Here is a 14,664-nt window from a genome sequence, read left to right on the forward strand (position 1 = left end):
CCCGGCTTGAACCTCCGCGAAATCGGCGTTTCCTTCATGGCGTCCGAACCGGCCAGGCCCTCAACTGCGAACGTCGCGGCACAGGCTAAGACAGGCTGCCCTTGCGCTTCGGCTAGGCTGAGCGTGCGTATGCTCCTCAGCTTCCCGAAGATTCGCCTTGCCGGGCCGCCACCCATCCTCTGGCGAAGTCGACAGAATCCTTGATGAACTCCTCCAAGCCCGCCTCATCCAGCTCCGCTTCGTCCAACAGGGTCAATAGAACGACGACCTCCGCCATTATTGCAGTCTCGCCGTCCAAGAGGTCTATCGACTCCAGATTGGGCTCTCCCAAAGCTTCGCGGATCATTTCCTCCGCAACGCGTGGGTGGACTTTCTCTGCGCCCTTTTTGAGATTGATTCGCAAGTCTGCGACAAACCGGATCACCTGGGAAAAGGAGTATCGCGGTGAGAATTTCCTCCCCACCGCAACGGTGAAAGCTGCGTACAACGTTACGTGGTAAGCAATGGCTTCCGCTTCCGATTCGGCCCGCTCGAACGGATCCCATGCGCGAGGCTCTTCTTTGAGCAGTGAGCGCAGTGCATCTACGTGCTCTTCTCTTACCTCGACGCCCGTGCAGTCGATTACAGGGTGAGCCATCGATCTGCTGTCTTTCGGGCCTCTGCGAGGAAGGCGTCGAGGTCGTCGGCGCTGAGGCTCTCGTCAGAAATCATCGCCGCCAACAAGAAGATCTCATAGCCGAGGACGGTGTCGTCGTCGATATCGGCAATATCCCCTTTGTCGAGGACGGCGAAGAGTATCCGTTCGGCGATGCTTGGATCGAGTGTTGTGGCGGTGTCCTCGTTCACGGAGCGCACCGCAGCGACGAAGTCGATGACCTCGTCGTCCGGAACATACTTTCCGTTCCTGATGAAACGCCGCTCGGCGGCCTCAAAGAAGGCGGCGCCTATCAGCATTGCGTAGCCGGTGTTGGCTTCGGCGGGGTCGAGCTGGTCAAGCATCCGGAGATGCTCTTCGGTGCGTCCTTCAAGTTGAGCCCGCAGGGTTTCCAGCTGATCATCCGTTACTGCCATGACGCCTTCCTGGAAGCTCGCTTACCTTGCTCTTGCTTCTTCCGTAGATTCGCTGACCCGCTTTGACCAACACTACCGTACCAATGGCGAAGCCGATTGCAGCATTCCCTAGCTTCATGGTCTGGTTCGGTGCATTCAGATCCGGAATGGAGTCGCGACCTGTACTTGTCTTCAATGGGCCGGGCGGACGGTCGCCCAGGAATTCGCCTACCTTATTACCGATCTTCTTGCTGGCGTTGGCCGCGTCCTCGCTTTGCCTGCCGGCCTGGCGCCTGATCCGATCACTGCGTCTGGTCCTGTCGGGATCGGGCTCGCGCAGGTCCTGGCCCTCAGGATCATCCTCGGGGCGGCGAAGTTCGCCGCGTCCAGGTGTTCCGTGCCGGGGGATCTCGGGTATTTTGCGGTATTCGTTTGATTCAGGGTCCGTGGCGTCCGGGGTTTCCGGTTGGCCTTCGGCATTCGTATCACGACGCTGGACCCGGGTGCTCGGCGTTCTGTCGTTGAAGTGGACGACCGGGGACGTCCAGCGTGTGACGCCTTCCTCCGCTGCCGATGGCCAAGCGACTTGGCGCATTGGTCCGTCGGGCTGTTGAGGGGGTTCGGCGGTGCGGGGTTGGTCTTCGGGGGGCCGCTGCTGACCACCTTCGGCGGACTGGCCGTTCTGCGCACTGTCGTCCTGCTGCTTGGCTGGGGTGGGCGCGGGGTCGTCCAGGGGTGCCCGCTCGTGGTGGGTCGGTTCGTCCTCGGCCTGGGTGGTGTGTTCGGTGGCGGGTTCCCGGTCAGCGTCGGTACCGGGTGCTTGAGCGCCTTGCTGGGGCTGGTCGCGTTCGTCCAGCGGTTCGGGGGTGTTCCCACCGGCTTCCTCGGCGTGGAGTCCTTCACCGCGTCCTTCCGGTGGTTCCGCCTCCTCGGCTTCACGTTCTGATTCGCCTAGCTCCGGCTGACTCTCCTCGTTCTGTGGCTCGGCCGGTGTGTCTGGCTTCTCACCGCTGGGTTCTGCGAGGGACGACTCGGCGTTCTCATCCTCGGGCTCCCGGTCCGGCTCCGCGTTCGTCTCCGGCGTGGGTTCGACGCGTCCGTCCGGCTGTGTCTCGCCAGCCTCGGGTTTGAAGAGACCGCTCTCCCGGTCGCGCTCGTCGCTTTCAGAGGCGTCAGCGGATTCGGTCTCCGGCGTCTCCTTCGGGTCGGCCGGGGCCTCCTCCTTCTCGGCGGTGGGTTCGGACGTTGCTTCCTGGCGTTCGTCGCGCTGATCGGTGTTGGTTCCCTGCGCTGTGGTCTGCTGGGCCTCGGCTCTGCGGGCCTCCTGGGCTTCACGGGCGGCGCGGAGGCTTTCGAGGCGGGACGGCTGGCCCGGTGACCCCGGCCGGTCGGGTGGAGGGCCCGGTGGGTTGTCCCGGGACGGCGGTTGCTCGGCGTTCTCGGCGCGGGTGTCGGTCCCGCTGGTCTTCTCGACGCCCACGCTTTCAGCCCTTTCCGCCGGGGGACGGAGTCCTGCATATTCGCGATCAGCCTGACAGTGGACTTATCGCCCTTTTCGGAACATGTCGGACGAGGAGATGCGCGGGGTCGACATCCCTTGTGCCGCCGTCCATGTAATCGCGCGTGTTCATGATTTGCACGTTCAGGATCCGCATGTTCGTCGCCGTCCTGTCGAGTCGACTGGTCCGCCATGGGCTGGACATGTTCTTCGTGCACTCCACATGGGAACTCGTGGCGTTGCGTTCGCTGCAGCGGGGCTAATCCAATGGATGGGGAAGGGGCGGTCGACCGGGGTGATCGGCGGCGCTCCATGCCGCTCGCGTCCGCCGAGGGCCGTTCATTCCGCCGAGTGGCCCCAGCGGGTGAACTTTCAGGCGCTAGGGCGTCCGGGGGGCGCGTGTCCAGGCGTCCGACGTTCGGCTTCGGCGTGTGCCGATCGACGGCCTGACGTGGCATTTCGCGTGTTCGAGCCGGTGTGTGCGGTCACGATGAACACGCACGATGACGAACCGGCCACTATGCGCTGAGGAAAACGATGTCGTACCCGATACCGCTCACGCCCGTCCCCGCGAGCACGCAGCGCTGGCGGCGCGCCTTCCCCGGCGAGCCGATCCAGGCTCGCGCCGCCCGCCGCTTCACCGCGACGCTCCTGGACGGCTGCCCGCAGCTCGACGAGGTCCTCCTGGCCGTGGACGAACTCGTCGTGAACGCGCTGCGGCACACCAAGTCCGGGCAGCCCGGCGGTGCCTTCACCGTCGAGATCACCCGCTGGGACGGCACGGTCACCGTCGCCGTCACCGACGAGGGCGGCTCGTCCGAACCCGTCGCCACCGACGCCGGCGACGACGCCGAGTCCGGCCGTGGTCTGCGGACCGTCTCCCTGATCGCCGCCTGCTGGGGCTGGTTCGGCAACGATCGTTCCCGCACGGTGACCGCCCTGTTCGGCGCCGTTCTGAGCGAGGCCGCGTGAGCGGCGCCTACGACCTGCACGAGTGGACCGCCGCCCAGGTGCGGTCCGCCATGACCGCCGCCATGCGCACCGACCCGCGAGCCCTGGACCGGCTAGCCGAGGCCGGGGCCGGTTCCCTCGACCAGCACAGCGCTTCCTTCCTGCGGACCGCGCGGACACTGACGCTGGCTACGTCCGCGGCGCTGACCGGCGTCCTCACCATCCACCGGTACGGGCGCGACCCCTACGACCGCCTGGTCTGCGCGGCTTGCGGCATCGACCGATGCCGCACCGTCCGGGGCGTCTCCGACGTCCTGGCCGCCTACGGCCTCCAGACCCGCGCGGTCGACCGTGCCGAAGCGTGGCGCCGCGCCGATGCCTGGTATGCGGGCAGGGCGGGCCGTCCTGTCCTGCTCGGCGTCGAACCGTTCGGCGAGGGCTTCGTCGCCCGGCCCGCCGTCCCGCCGCCTGAGGTCCCCGACCAGGTGCTCATCGTCGACCGCGAGACCGGCGCCCTGACCCTGTGGCCCGCCTACGACACAGACGCCCTTGCGTCCCACTACAACGCCTACAAACGCGGGGAGCTTTGAACGGGCCGAGTCCCTGGCGGCCGAGATCGACGTCGCCCGGTTCGGCGGCCACGTGGATCGTGCGCGGGTTTCGCCGCCAGTTTCGAGCATGCCGTTACGTGCCCCCGCTCCCAGAGGGCCGGCATCTCCTCGGCAGCGATCGCTCCGGTCCCGGCCCCCCGGTGGATCAGCGCATCACTAGGGCTGTTCGGGCACCTCCTGCAGGGCCCGCACCTCGATCCGGGCGCCCAGCGCCTCCGCGCCCTGCTTCGCCCACTCGAGCGCCGCTTCCTCGTGCTCGGCCTCGATGACCCAGAACCCGCCGAGATACTCCGCGGCCTCGACGAACGGGCCGTCGTTGACGACCGGCGCGTCGCCGGTGCCGTCCACGGTCTTGGCGGTCGAGGGCGGCTGGAGCCCGCCGGCGGCCATCAGGGCTCCCCGCTCCTGGAGGTCGGAGAGGAACTTGCCGGCCTTCGCCATCGTCTCCTCAAGCTCGGCGGGGTCCATGGTCGCCATCGTCGGCTCTTCTTCGGAGTCGTGCGGCAGGCTCAGGAAATACTGGGGCATCGGTGCCTCCTCGAGTCACGGAACGTCGTTGCTGAAACTGCATACACCAACTTCGACCACGCCAAGGTGCCGAACTCATCGTTGACGCGGAAGATTCTTCTCGAGACGCGGTATGGGCGGCCGTTTTGATGCTGCGCACGCTGCGCCACTACTACGAGATCGCGATGGCGGCGCGTCCGGCGAGATCGTCTACGTGGCTCGGAACGACGGTCCGTGACAGTCCGACCCGCGGAGGCACCGATGGTCACCCGGACGGCCTCACCGCCGGAGCGACGCTCAGGACGCCACCGTCCAGAGAGTCCCATGTCGGCGACAAATCGAGGAGATGGCGTTCTCCCCGACGGGACGCTCCTTGCCGCGGCGCACACCGGCGGCGACCTTCACGTGTGGGAGGTCGCCGGGGGCCGGTACCTGGCGCGCTCGTTCTCGTTGGAGGGCGCGCAGGCCGAGGGCCGAGTCGAGTTGGTGTCCCTCGGGAGGGGACCCGCTTATCGGTCCGGCTTGTGCGCGGCCTTGTGCACGGTGGGCGGTGTGGTGTGGTCTGGCCACATCTGCAGCAGGTGGTCTTCTCCGGCGTGGCCAGAGGCGTTGAGGCTCAGCCGCATGCGGAAGGTGACGTGCGGCCACACATCGGTCGTCAGGTCCCACAGCACCGTTCCTTCCTGGCCGGGGACGGCCAGAACCAGTTCGGGGTACAGAAGACTGGTCCAGTGCTGGGTGATCTCGGCGATCGACTCCCATGGGGCACGGTCGAGTTCGGGTGCTGCGGGCAGGACCTGGACTTCGAGGTTCACCTCGTCGGCGCGCACTTGGACCATGACCCCTCTGCCGCGACCGAACGTGCTGATGCGCGGAGCACCGAAGTCGTCGGGGATCGGCGCGGAACCCGCCCAGCTGTAGCGGCGGCGACGCCCAGGCTGGAAGAGGAGGTACCCGGGCATGTCCTCAAGAACGAGAGAACGCCGTTTAGTGGCTTGTTGTCTGGAACGGCTGGGTAGGTGCTCTGCGACCTGAGCAAGCACGGTGTCACGGGTCTGGATGAAAGAGTCGGCAAGGTCGGCTTCATCGTTGCGGAGACAATTGAAGATAGACTTGTCGAGTATTGCGATGGTGAGGTCCAACTGCCGAGCAGTCAGGGAAAGCCCGAACCGGTCGCTACCGTCAGGACGTTGTGATCTGATGGCCTGTCCGATCGCCATGCAATCGTCGGAGATGTTGCGAGGGTCGCCTGTCTTGGCCGCCAGTACGGCCTCTTCCGAACTCTCCATACCGATGTTGTCGGCCTGGGATATGGTGAGGGTCACGGGCCAAGGCCGATCGTGAAATCGTCATGCGAGAATCCTCTCCGGAGTGCGCCAAGACGGTCAGGGAACCGAAGTAGAGGCGTCGGGACATACCTCGGTGATCGTCATCGACGACACGACCGGCCGACGAGTAGGCAGGGCCGGAGCCCGCCGTCGGAACAGATCGTCAGCACCGCATCCGGGGTGCAGGCGTGGTGGGTGTCAGCGCGGCGATCACTCGACACCAGGTCAACTCTTCAGGCGGCGGGGTTCCCCTAGCGCCGAGATGTCTCTGGGTTCTTTGTAGATGATAAGATCGTCGGCACCGCTGGTTGACTGGTCAACCAGCGCCAGTTTGCGACGAGTGGTATCTACCACGGTAATGTCAGTCGGCTTTAGTTCGCCATTCAACCGGGCCATTCTCTGGGCTAGATCAACTAGAGCGGCATCTGTAGGTGGTGGTTGACTGTCCGTCATAACAGTCGGCAACTCCCTCTTCTTAGGCCCTATGTATGGTTGCGTTCCATCCGCATAGAGATCATGATTCCCAACGCCAGGCAGCGGTTGAGAACGTCGCCGCGCAGCCGTGGTGTCGCCCACGTGGTTGACCGGATTGTGCCATGGGTTTCTGTAGGGCTGACAAGAGTCCGGTCAGATATAGCCGCGACCTGCGGCGATGTCGCAGCAGAGGACCTTTGTGGGGTCCACGAATTCACCGGGGCCGTGTTCGCGGGCCCTCCAGCTTTGGCGACGCGGTTGAGGCCTTCGGAGCGGGCGCTGGTGACGCCGGTGAGCACGGCGGCGACGCTCTCGTCCTGCCAGTGAGACCGTGGTGGCCAGAGTGACCAGTTCGGCGATGTCGTCGTGGTCGGCGCACCAGGCGTAGAACCGGTGCAGCCGGTTCATGATCTTGTCGAATCGGCCGGGTGTGAGGTGCTCAAGGTTTTTCACCAGCAGGTTCTTGATGCCGTACTCGGGATCCTCGGCCCTGCCGCGCCTCCCGTACCTGGTGCGGATCACGGCCCGGCGCATGTCGCCGGTCCTGGTGGCCGACTGGACGAGGGTGAACATGTCCACTGGCCACGGTGGGTCTGCTGGGACCGAGTCCTCAGGACCCTCCCGGTCGTGGTATCGGCCGGTGGTGTACGGGTGGCGCGAGGGTCACCACTGGATGATGGGAGTCGTGTCCTGTTCGTTTAGCCAGGCGTCGGTGATGCGAGCGAGACGGGCGCGGGCGGCGATGCCGTGCACGGTTGCGACCTTGCCGCCTGCGATGTCGAACGCCACGACGCCGACGACCTGGTCGCCGAGCACGAAGAGGAGGGCGGGGGAGCCGTTGACGGGCGCGAAGTGGACGGTGGGCGTGCCGCCGAGCCGCCGTTTCGCGAGCGTGGGTCTGAAGCCGGCCTGTGCGATGGCGGCGATGCCCTGCGGCGTGTCGTAGCGGAGCAGCTTGGCGGTCAGGCCGGCGCCGTCGGAGACCGCGGTCGCGTCGTCGGTGAGCAGCGTCATCAGCCGTTCGGTGCGGCCCGAGGAGGCGGCGGCGAGGAACTCCTCGACGATCCTGCGGGCGGACGCGGGGTCGACCTCGCCGCCGCGGCGGCGCGAGGCGGTGATGCGGCGCCGGGCCCGGTGCAGGTGCTGCTGGCTCGTCGACTCGGTGATGCCGAGGATCTCGGCGATCTCGGCGTGGCTGTAGGAGAACGCTTCGCGCAGGAGGTAGACGGCCCGCTCGGGGGGTGACAGGCGCTCCATGAGCGTCAGCACGGCCAGGGAGACCGATTCACGCTGCTCGAAGGTGTCGGCCGGTCCGAGCATCGGGTCGCCGTCCAGGAGCGGTTCGGGCATCCAGGCGCCGGCGGTGCGTTCGTGGCGGGCTCGTGCCGAGCGGAGCCGGTCCAGGCACAGGTTCGTGACGACCTTGGTCAGCCATGCTTCCGGCACCTCGATCCGCTGCCGGTCGGCCCCCTGCCAGTGCAGGAAGGCGTCCTGGACGACGTCTTCGGCGTCGGCGGCCGTGCCCAGCATCCGGTAGGCCAGCGAGGCCAGCCGGTTCCGGCTGGCCTCGAACCGACGGGTGTCGAAGCGGTCGGTGGCGGTACGGTCCACGCGGACAACCTAGGCGGCTACGTGGCAGACGTTCCAGCGGACGCGGCGGCCGTGTCCGGTGCGGCGGTCAGGCGGTGCTTGCGCTTCGGCAGGAAGAAGGTCGGGTGCGAGGTGCCCCACAACGCACCCCTTTGAATGCCCTCCTTGACCCGCACGGCCTTCCGTCCGCCCATGTACTTCGGCCTTGCCTGCGCCGCACCGTCGATGAGCTGCAGGATCCCGTCCCGCCGGCCGAGGCTGATGGCGTTGTACCGGTAGAGCAGCTTGATATTCGCGATCTCGCGGCCGGTCAGGCGTCCCACGATCGCCTCGATGGCCTGCCGGCTGGTGTACCCGGCCGAACCGCAGTTCATCGGCAGCGGCCGACCGTTGTCTCCGAGGATGTGGACGCTGTCGCCGACGGCGTAGATGTCCGGGTGCGATACCGACCGCATGGTGCGATCGACGATGACCTGACCGTCCTCGGTGACCGTGAGACCGCCGCCGGCGGCGATGGGGCTGACCGCGAACCCGGCCGTCCACACGGTCGCGTCGGACGCCAGGACGGTGCCGTCGGCGCACCGCACCCGCGTGGCCTCGACGGCTTCGACGGTGGTGTGCTCCAGGACGGCCACGCCCAGCCGGTCGCAGGCGCGGCGCAGGTGACCGCGGGCTCCGGCGGAGAGCCGGGCGCCCAGCTCGCCACGGGCGAGCAGCGCCACCGACACGCCGGGCCGGGATTCGGCGATCTCGGTGGCGGTCTCGATGCCGGTGAACCCGTCGCCGACGACCAGTACCCTCCCGCCCTCGCCCCGTCTGTCCAGGTGCTCGCGCAGGCGCAGCGCCGAGGGCCGGCCGGCGACGTCGAAGGCGTGCTCGGCCACCCCGGGGACGCTCTGGCCGGCGACGTGGCTGCCGAGCGCGTAGACGAGCGTGTCGTAGCCGACCTCGCCGCCACCGTCGGCGTCGGCCACGGCGACGACCCGGCGTTCAGGGTCGACGGCGGTGACACGGGCCAGGCGCAGCCGTATCCCCGTGCCCGCGAAGACGTCGGTGAGCTTCGGAGCCTCGATCTCCCGGCCGGCCGCCAGCTGGTTCAGCCGCTGCCGCTGGACGAAGTCCGGCACGGCGTTGACCACGGTGATCTCGATGTCGGCCGGGGACATTCGGCGGGCGAGGTTCCCGGCCACGTAGGCCCCGGCATAGCCGGAACCGAGGACGACGATGCGGTGCTTCACGTCCTGCTCCTATCGGTTCGTTCTGCCCTTTGTGACCTGAGCGGGGCAGCGTCCCGATTCCTGACAGGAACTGGTTGTGGCATAGGTCACAGAGCGGCGAAGCCTCGCCCGTCGAACCGGCCGCCCAGTGTCTCGCCTTGAGAAGATTTCCCGGCGTGCCGATGAGTTCCGTGCCTTGGCGTGGCCCACTTCGGTGTAAGCGTTGCCTGCAACCACGTTCCGTGGCAGTCCGACCTGAGGAGGCACCGATGCCCCAGTATTTCCTGAGCCTGCCGCACGACTCCGAAGAAGAGCCGACGATGGCGAGCATGGACCCCGCCGAGCTTGAGGAGATGATGGCGAAGGCCGGTAAGTTCCTCTCCGACCTTCAGGAGCGGGGGGCCCTGGTGGCCGCCGGCGGGCTCCAGCCGCCTTCGACCGCCAAGACCGTGGACGGCACCGGCGATACCCCGGTCGTCAACGACGGCCCGTTCGTCGAGGCCGCGGAGTACCTCGGCGGGTTCTGGGTCATCGAGGCCGAGCACGAGGAAGCGGCGATCGAGTGGGCGAAGCAGGGCGCGCAGGCGCTGGGTGCCCGAGTCGAGGTGCGGGCCCTGCAGGAGGTGCCGGAGTAGCCATAGGAGGCGCGCCGGAGTCGAGTTGGTGTCCCTCGGGAGGGAACCCGCTTATCGGTCCGGCTTGTGCGCGGCCTTGTGCACGGTGGGCGGTGTGGTGTGGTCCGGCCACATCTGCAGCAGGTGGTCTTCTGCGGCGCGGCCGGAGGCGTTGAGGCTCAGCCGCATGCGGTAGGTGACGTGCGGCCACAACTCCGTCGTCAAATCCCACAGCACCGTCCCCTCCTGGCCGGGGACGGCCAGAACCAGTTCGGGGTAGGGGAAACTGGCCCATAGTTGGGTGATCTCGGCGATCGACTCCCATGCGGCACGGTCGAGTTCGGGCGCTGCGGGCAGAACCTGGACCTGGAGATTCACTTCCCTAGTGCGTACTTGGACTACGGCCGCCGCGCCATTGAGGACGGTGCTGATACTGGGCGTGCCGTAGTCATGCAGCATCGACGCGTCGATCGACTTGAAGCGGTACCGGCCACGCCGTGAAGGCTGAAAGAGGATGTACCCATACGCGTTCTCAACGATCAGACTGTGCCGCGCGGTGGCCTCTTGCCGGGGACGGGCGGGCAGATGCTCGGCCACCTGTGCGAGCACCGCGTCACGAACCCGGGCCGGGGAGTCGGCCTCATCGAGGTCACCTCTGTGCAGGGCGTAGAAGACAGATTGGTCGAGTGCCGCGACGGCGATGTCCCACCACCCGGCAGTCAAAGCGACCTCGACCTGGTCGCCCTCCCGAGGTTGCGATCTGATGAATTCGCTGACCGCCGTGCAGGCGTCGACGACGTTGCGGGGGTCGCCCTTCTCGGCTTCGATGATCGCCTCTTCGCCGACGACCATGGCAATGTCCTCTGCCTGGGATTTGGTGAGGGTCACGGGCCAGGTTCGACCGGTAGCAGTCATGCGGCAATCCTTTCGAAGTGGGAGACGGACGGCCAGGATACCGATGTGGCATGGTTTCCTGGCCGTCACGGATCACCTCCGGCCCGGTTTCGGGGCCATCAGTAGGTGTTGCATTGCTTGACCGGTGGCGGATTCGCCGGCGCGTTGGTCACCCACACCCAGAAGGCATCTCCGGGAACGTATGGGTCAGCTTCATCGTCTGCGGGCAGGATCCGATTGGGGACGAAGAAGTGGTTGGTCAGGTCGCTACCCTGGTTTGAGTTCTGGTCTCCTGGCACGAACGCGCAGGAGAACCGCGGGTTTCCGCTACCGCCCTGCTCGCTGGCCGCGTAAGGCCACTCGTCACAGGTCAACCCCAACGCCGTCGCCTTCGCCTTGATACTCTTGGTGCAGATCGAATTGCGATGCGGAGGGATGTCACGCGGGGCAGCGCGGGTCAGCGGGTTGCCGTACTGGATGTTGCCGTAATGGTAAACGGGATCCTGGACGGTCATTCCATATAGCGCGTTCTTGGCGACCTCGGCATAGGGGCCGTTGTAGTCGATGTTGTAGATGGGGATGGCGGAATGTCCCATGTAGTGGACGCAGCCGCCGTTGCTGCCGATGTAGGACTCGCTGTCGCAGCGGATGTTGATGGGCGTCGTGAGATCGTCCCAGGAGACGAAGTGAGGCCAGTTGACCACGTCCTCGTCGAATTGCAGGGCTAGTCCAACCCAGGGGTTGGAGTAATTGATCCCGTCGCCTGGAGACGCGACGTCCTGTTCGCCGAAGTAGAGGTATTCATTGTTCACTCCGAGGTTCTTCTGTTCCGGGTCGGGAGTGTCGCAGTTTCCGGTGCACTGCGTGGCGACGGCCGCGACAGGGTCTGCGTGGATCAGGAGTGCATCCCATTCGTAGGGCCTGATCCCGAAATTCATCTTCCACGACCGGCTCTTGGCGTCGAGGGTCTCCCATACCCCCCACCAGACATACCCCCCGAGTTCACCTGAACCGCTATTGACAGTTACCTTGAGCGTGCTCTGCTGGCACGCGTTGAACCGGTCATAGTTGACCTGCCCCGGCTTGACGTAGCACATACTCGGTGGAACCGGATCGGCGGTCCTGGGCATCGGCGGAAGAGGCGGCGCCTCCTCTGGGTCCACCTTCTCCAGGCAGAGCGTGGTCTCCTGCCCCTTCTCATCCTGCTTGGTGGTGCACTTCTTCGGTCCCGGCTCCTGCTTGGCGTTCGGCAGCCCATCGGCCCATTCCTGTACGCGCGGATGGACCTTCTGCTGGCCAGGGGTGCCGGACGACGGGGGGCCGGGGGTGAACGCCGACAGCACCAGCGCCAGGCAGGTGACCGCGACGGCCACCACGGTGGTGTTGCGCGCCTGCGCGAATCTCATCGAAGCTCCTCAGCCGCAATAGGTCTGGAAGCTGTCGGCCTTGTTGTCGACGGACGGGCCGACGTAGGTGGATTCCGCGCCGGGGTTCTCGGTCCACAGATGCGTGGGCGGCGCGGTGGCCTGGTCGTACACCACGACGGTGTGGTCGGTGTAGTTCTGCCAGGAGGTGGTGTAGTTGCCGAACCCGTAGTCGGTGAGGTACTGCCACAGGCCGGTGGGGCCGCAGTCCCTGAAGGTGAGCTTGCGCCCCTCGTAGTCGTCCCACTGGAAGAAGCAGTACGCTCCCGCGTCGCACACGCCGGCGGTGGAGCCGGCGGCGGGGATGGTCAGTTCGACGCCGTCGGCGAATCTGACGGTTCCCGACCCGGTCTGCTGGGCACCCGGATGCCCGGCCACGACCTGGTCGACCTGCCGCTGCACGTCCGCCTGCGCGCCGCCGGTGGCGGCATGTGCGGGCGCGGCCAGCACCGTAGCGGTGGTGGCCACGACGGCCACGACGGTGGTGACGGCCCGGGTGAGGTGGGGGATTCTCATGCGTCTCCTCCTGATGGGGGACACCCGGCTCGATCCATTTGAATCGAACAGGGTGGCGGAGTGATCTTCGCGCCTTGACCGTAGATCGACTCCCCCGTCAACAAGGAGTAATGAAGGTAAAGGAAGATTTACCTTCGCTCTGGCCTGCGCAGGCAAGATCAGGCCACACACCGATGTCAACTAACAGCAGGGGACAGGAGTCGGACCGCTTTCACCTCATGCCTCACGGCGCCCACGCGCATCAACAGCATCCGCGCCGGATCACCGAAGCCGCTTGCACCGATTTCCATGGCCATTGACAGGTTGGCCTGCCGGTAACGCAGCCCACACCACCAGAGGGCGTCGGTAACGTTCACGCAGGTAGCCGGGTGTTCAAGGGGAATCCTGAAAGACGGGGTCACCGCTCATCGAGGAGGGCCCGCTGAACGGCGGCGGCCTCAAAGCCGCCGCCGGCGGACGTAAGGCCCGGTTGGTCCTTCCGAGGGCTGCACGTGGTCGTCGCGGACGAGGGGCGCGCCGTCTGCGGGGACGATCGGGCCTGGCACCTGCTCGCCGTCCTCGTCTACGTGAGCGGGACGACGTGGGGGGCGATGCTGGAGAGTTTTTCGCAGGTTTCCTCGTATTCGCGGTCGGGGGTCGAGGCGCTGACTATGCCGGCGCCGGCGCGGAGCCAGGCTCGGTCGTTCTCGTTGTAGAGGGCGCGGAGGACTAGGGCCGAGTCGAGTGCGCCGTCGTGGGAGACGGTGATGACGGCGCCCGAGTAGAGGCCGCGGCGTTCTTCCAGGCGGGTTATGGCCTCGATCGCCTCGGGTTTCGGGATGCCGGACGCGGTGACGCCGGGGAACAGGGCGTCCAGGGCGTCCCATGAGGTGCGGCCGGGGGCCAGGGCGCCGCTGACGCTTGAGCCGAGGTGCTGGACGCTGCCTCGCTCCTTCACCGTCATGAAGTCGGTGACCTGGACGGTTCCGGGGGCGCAGACGCGGTACAGCTCGTCCTGGGAGGTGCGGACGGAGACGGCGTGCTCGTAGATCTCCTTGGGGTCGGTCTCAAGGTCGCGGCGGGTGCGGGCGTCGTCGGCGGTGCCGAGGCCGAACGCGCGGGTGCCGGCGAGGGGTTGCGTCATGACGCGGCCCGAGGCGTCGACGCTCGCGAGGACTTCGGGGCTGAATCCGGTGGCCTGGAAGCCGCCGAGGTCGAGGAGGAACGAGCGTGCGGGGGTGTTCGCGCGGCGGCCCCGGACGTAGGTCGACACGATGTCGACGGGGTAAGAGATGTCCAGCCGGCGGGAGACAATGACCTTTTGGTAATGGCCCGCGTTGATCTCCGCTATGGCTTGGGCGACCTGTGCGCGGTAGGGGTCGCCGTCGACCCGGACGTCTACCGGGGATGCTGCGGCCACGGGTGGTGTGTCGGCGCTGGTCAGCAGCTTGGCGACGTGTTCTGTCTCGGCCGTGTCGATTCCGGTGACGGTGGCGCGGCCGTCTTCGACCCGGACTTCGGTGCGGGGGACGATCAGGTGCGCGAGGCGTCCGGAGGGGCGGGGCGCGGCGAACTCGAACGCTATCCAGCCGTAGGCGTTCCAGGTGGGGAACGGCGCTTCGGCGAACGTGTCGCGGAGCGCGTCGGCGGGCCTTCCCGTCCAGGTCCGGCTGATCGGGGGGCGGTCCGGCCAGTGGGTGTGGACGGCATCGGCGTCCAGGACGACCTCGGCGAGCGTGCCGCCTGCGAACGTCCACCGGCCGGAACCCTCGTAGACGACGTAGTCGTCGAACAGCCCGGATCCGGCCAGCCTGGCCATGAGCCCGAGGGGGTCCGTGGTGCTCTCGACCACCAGCTCGGCGGGTTCGGCATCGGTGCGCAGACCAGAGGACAAGGCAGCCAACTCCCTTATGCGGGGATGAAAGGTCGCAAACTTAGGTAAGGCTAACCTTGTGTGATTTTCATAGGCAAGGCTAACCTAACCGGCGGTGGCGATGCCGACAACGAAAGA

General features: G+C 66.7%; 15 protein-coding genes. 3 read left to right on the forward strand and 12 right to left on the reverse strand.

Annotated elements, in window-relative coordinates:
* Nucleotides 1-136 precede the first annotated feature (136 nt).
* Genes E1285_RS02515 through E1285_RS02525 form a run of 3 tightly spaced genes read right to left on the reverse strand, consistent with a single transcriptional unit; the run spans nucleotide 137 to nucleotide 2,530 of the window.
* The gene (locus E1285_RS02515) at nucleotides 137-637 is read right to left on the reverse strand and encodes a hypothetical protein (RefSeq protein WP_132147522.1); all 501 of its coding nucleotides are present in this window, start codon (nucleotides 635-637) and stop codon (nucleotides 137-139) included.
* Nucleotides 622-1,071, reverse strand: a complete 450-nt coding sequence (locus E1285_RS02520) for a hypothetical protein (RefSeq protein ID WP_132147525.1) — start codon at nucleotides 1,069-1,071, stop codon at nucleotides 622-624. The genes E1285_RS02515 and E1285_RS02520 overlap by 16 nt, the downstream gene beginning before the upstream one ends.
* Complete coding sequence (locus tag E1285_RS02525) at nucleotides 1,055-2,530, reverse strand: hypothetical protein (RefSeq protein ID WP_132147528.1); 1,476 nt, start codon at nucleotides 2,528-2,530, stop codon at nucleotides 1,055-1,057. The genes E1285_RS02520 and E1285_RS02525 overlap by 17 nt, the downstream gene beginning before the upstream one ends.
* A 555-nt stretch (nucleotides 2,531-3,085) precedes the next feature.
* Here E1285_RS02525 and E1285_RS02530 point away from each other — a divergent pair.
* Nucleotides 3,086-3,520: an ATP-binding protein gene (locus tag E1285_RS02530; protein WP_132147531.1), complete on the forward strand. Its 435-nt coding sequence runs from the start codon at nucleotides 3,086-3,088 to the stop codon at nucleotides 3,518-3,520.
* On the forward strand, nucleotides 3,517-4,089 hold the full coding sequence (locus tag E1285_RS02535) for a hypothetical protein (protein WP_132147534.1): 573 nt from the start codon (nucleotides 3,517-3,519) through the stop codon (nucleotides 4,087-4,089). The genes E1285_RS02530 and E1285_RS02535 overlap by 4 nt, the downstream gene beginning before the upstream one ends.
* Nucleotides 4,090-4,266: 177 nt before the next feature.
* On the opposite strand, the gene E1285_RS02540 is transcribed toward E1285_RS02535, so the two are convergent.
* From E1285_RS02540 to E1285_RS02560, 5 genes are all read right to left on the reverse strand, one after another.
* The gene (locus E1285_RS02540) at nucleotides 4,267-4,638 is read right to left on the reverse strand and encodes a YciI family protein (protein ID WP_132147537.1); all 372 of its coding nucleotides are present in this window, start codon (nucleotides 4,636-4,638) and stop codon (nucleotides 4,267-4,269) included.
* A gap of 488 nt (nucleotides 4,639-5,126) precedes the next feature.
* Nucleotides 5,127-5,942 carry a hypothetical protein gene (locus tag E1285_RS02545; protein WP_132147540.1) on the reverse strand — a complete coding sequence of 272 codons (816 nt, stop codon included), beginning with the start codon at nucleotides 5,940-5,942 and terminating at the stop codon, nucleotides 5,127-5,129.
* A 630-nt stretch (nucleotides 5,943-6,572) separates the two neighbouring features.
* Nucleotides 6,573-6,953, reverse strand: coding sequence for a hypothetical protein (locus E1285_RS02550; protein ID WP_132147543.1), 381 nt, complete (start codon nucleotides 6,951-6,953; stop codon nucleotides 6,573-6,575).
* Nucleotides 6,954-7,082: 129 nt separating this feature from the next.
* Nucleotides 7,083-8,030 (reverse strand): sigma-70 family RNA polymerase sigma factor, encoded by a 948-nt coding sequence (locus tag E1285_RS02555; RefSeq protein WP_132147546.1) that lies wholly within the window; start codon nucleotides 8,028-8,030, stop codon nucleotides 7,083-7,085.
* 17 nt (nucleotides 8,031-8,047) lie between these two features.
* Nucleotides 8,048-9,247, reverse strand: coding sequence for an FAD-dependent oxidoreductase (locus E1285_RS02560; protein ID WP_132147549.1), 1,200 nt, complete (start codon nucleotides 9,245-9,247; stop codon nucleotides 8,048-8,050).
* Nucleotides 9,248-9,495: 248 nt separating this feature from the next.
* Here E1285_RS02560 and E1285_RS02565 point away from each other — a divergent pair, with 248 nt between their 5' ends.
* Nucleotides 9,496-9,861 carry a YciI family protein gene (locus tag E1285_RS02565; RefSeq protein WP_132147552.1) on the forward strand — a complete coding sequence of 122 codons (366 nt, stop codon included), beginning with the start codon at nucleotides 9,496-9,498 and terminating at the stop codon, nucleotides 9,859-9,861.
* Nucleotides 9,862-9,912: 51 nt separating this feature from the next.
* On the opposite strand, the gene E1285_RS02570 is transcribed toward E1285_RS02565, so the two are convergent.
* The 4 genes from E1285_RS02570 to E1285_RS02585 all read right to left on the reverse strand — a co-directional run bounded on the left by E1285_RS02570 (nucleotide 9,913) and on the right by E1285_RS02585 (nucleotide 14,547).
* Nucleotides 9,913-10,755: a hypothetical protein gene (locus tag E1285_RS02570; RefSeq protein ID WP_132147555.1), complete on the reverse strand. Its 843-nt coding sequence runs from the start codon at nucleotides 10,753-10,755 to the stop codon at nucleotides 9,913-9,915.
* Nucleotides 10,756-10,853: 98 nt separating this feature from the next.
* Nucleotides 10,854-12,140: a hypothetical protein gene (locus tag E1285_RS02575; RefSeq protein WP_132147558.1), complete on the reverse strand. Its 1,287-nt coding sequence runs from the start codon at nucleotides 12,138-12,140 to the stop codon at nucleotides 10,854-10,856.
* A gap of 9 nt (nucleotides 12,141-12,149) precedes the next feature.
* Nucleotides 12,150-12,674 carry a peptidase inhibitor family I36 protein gene (locus E1285_RS02580; protein WP_132147561.1) on the reverse strand — a complete coding sequence of 175 codons (525 nt, stop codon included), beginning with the start codon at nucleotides 12,672-12,674 and terminating at the stop codon, nucleotides 12,150-12,152.
* Between the two features lie 562 nt (nucleotides 12,675-13,236).
* Nucleotides 13,237-14,547 (reverse strand): salicylate synthase, encoded by a 1,311-nt coding sequence (locus tag E1285_RS02585; protein WP_243722496.1) that lies wholly within the window; start codon nucleotides 14,545-14,547, stop codon nucleotides 13,237-13,239.
* Nucleotides 14,548-14,664 lie beyond the last annotated feature (117 nt).

The organism is Actinomadura sp. 7K507 (genome assembly GCF_004348425.1).
Taxonomy (GTDB): domain Bacteria; phylum Actinomycetota; class Actinomycetes; order Streptosporangiales; family Streptosporangiaceae; genus Spirillospora.

Coding starts and splice junctions, on each gene's coding strand:
- E1285_RS02515 (WP_132147522.1), bottom strand. CDS start 637: ATGGCTCACCCTGTAATCGACTGCACGGGCGTCGAGGTAAGAGAAGAG.
- E1285_RS02520 (WP_132147525.1), bottom strand. CDS start 1,071: ATGGCAGTAACGGATGATCAGCTGGAAACCCTGCGGGCTCAACTTGAA.
- E1285_RS02530 (WP_132147531.1), top strand. CDS start 3,086: ATGTCGTACCCGATACCGCTCACGCCCGTCCCCGCGAGCACGCAGCGC.
- E1285_RS02540 (WP_132147537.1), bottom strand. CDS start 4,638: ATGCCCCAGTATTTCCTGAGCCTGCCGCACGACTCCGAAGAAGAGCCG.
- E1285_RS02550 (WP_132147543.1), bottom strand. CDS start 6,953: ATGCGCCGGGCCGTGATCCGCACCAGGTACGGGAGGCGCGGCAGGGCC.
- E1285_RS02565 (WP_132147552.1), top strand. CDS start 9,496: ATGCCCCAGTATTTCCTGAGCCTGCCGCACGACTCCGAAGAAGAGCCG.
- E1285_RS02570 (WP_132147555.1), bottom strand. CDS start 10,755: ATGACTGCTACCGGTCGAACCTGGCCCGTGACCCTCACCAAATCCCAG.
- E1285_RS02575 (WP_132147558.1), bottom strand. CDS start 12,140: ATGAGATTCGCGCAGGCGCGCAACACCACCGTGGTGGCCGTCGCGGTC.
- E1285_RS02580 (WP_132147561.1), bottom strand. CDS start 12,674: ATGAGAATCCCCCACCTCACCCGGGCCGTCACCACCGTCGTGGCCGTC.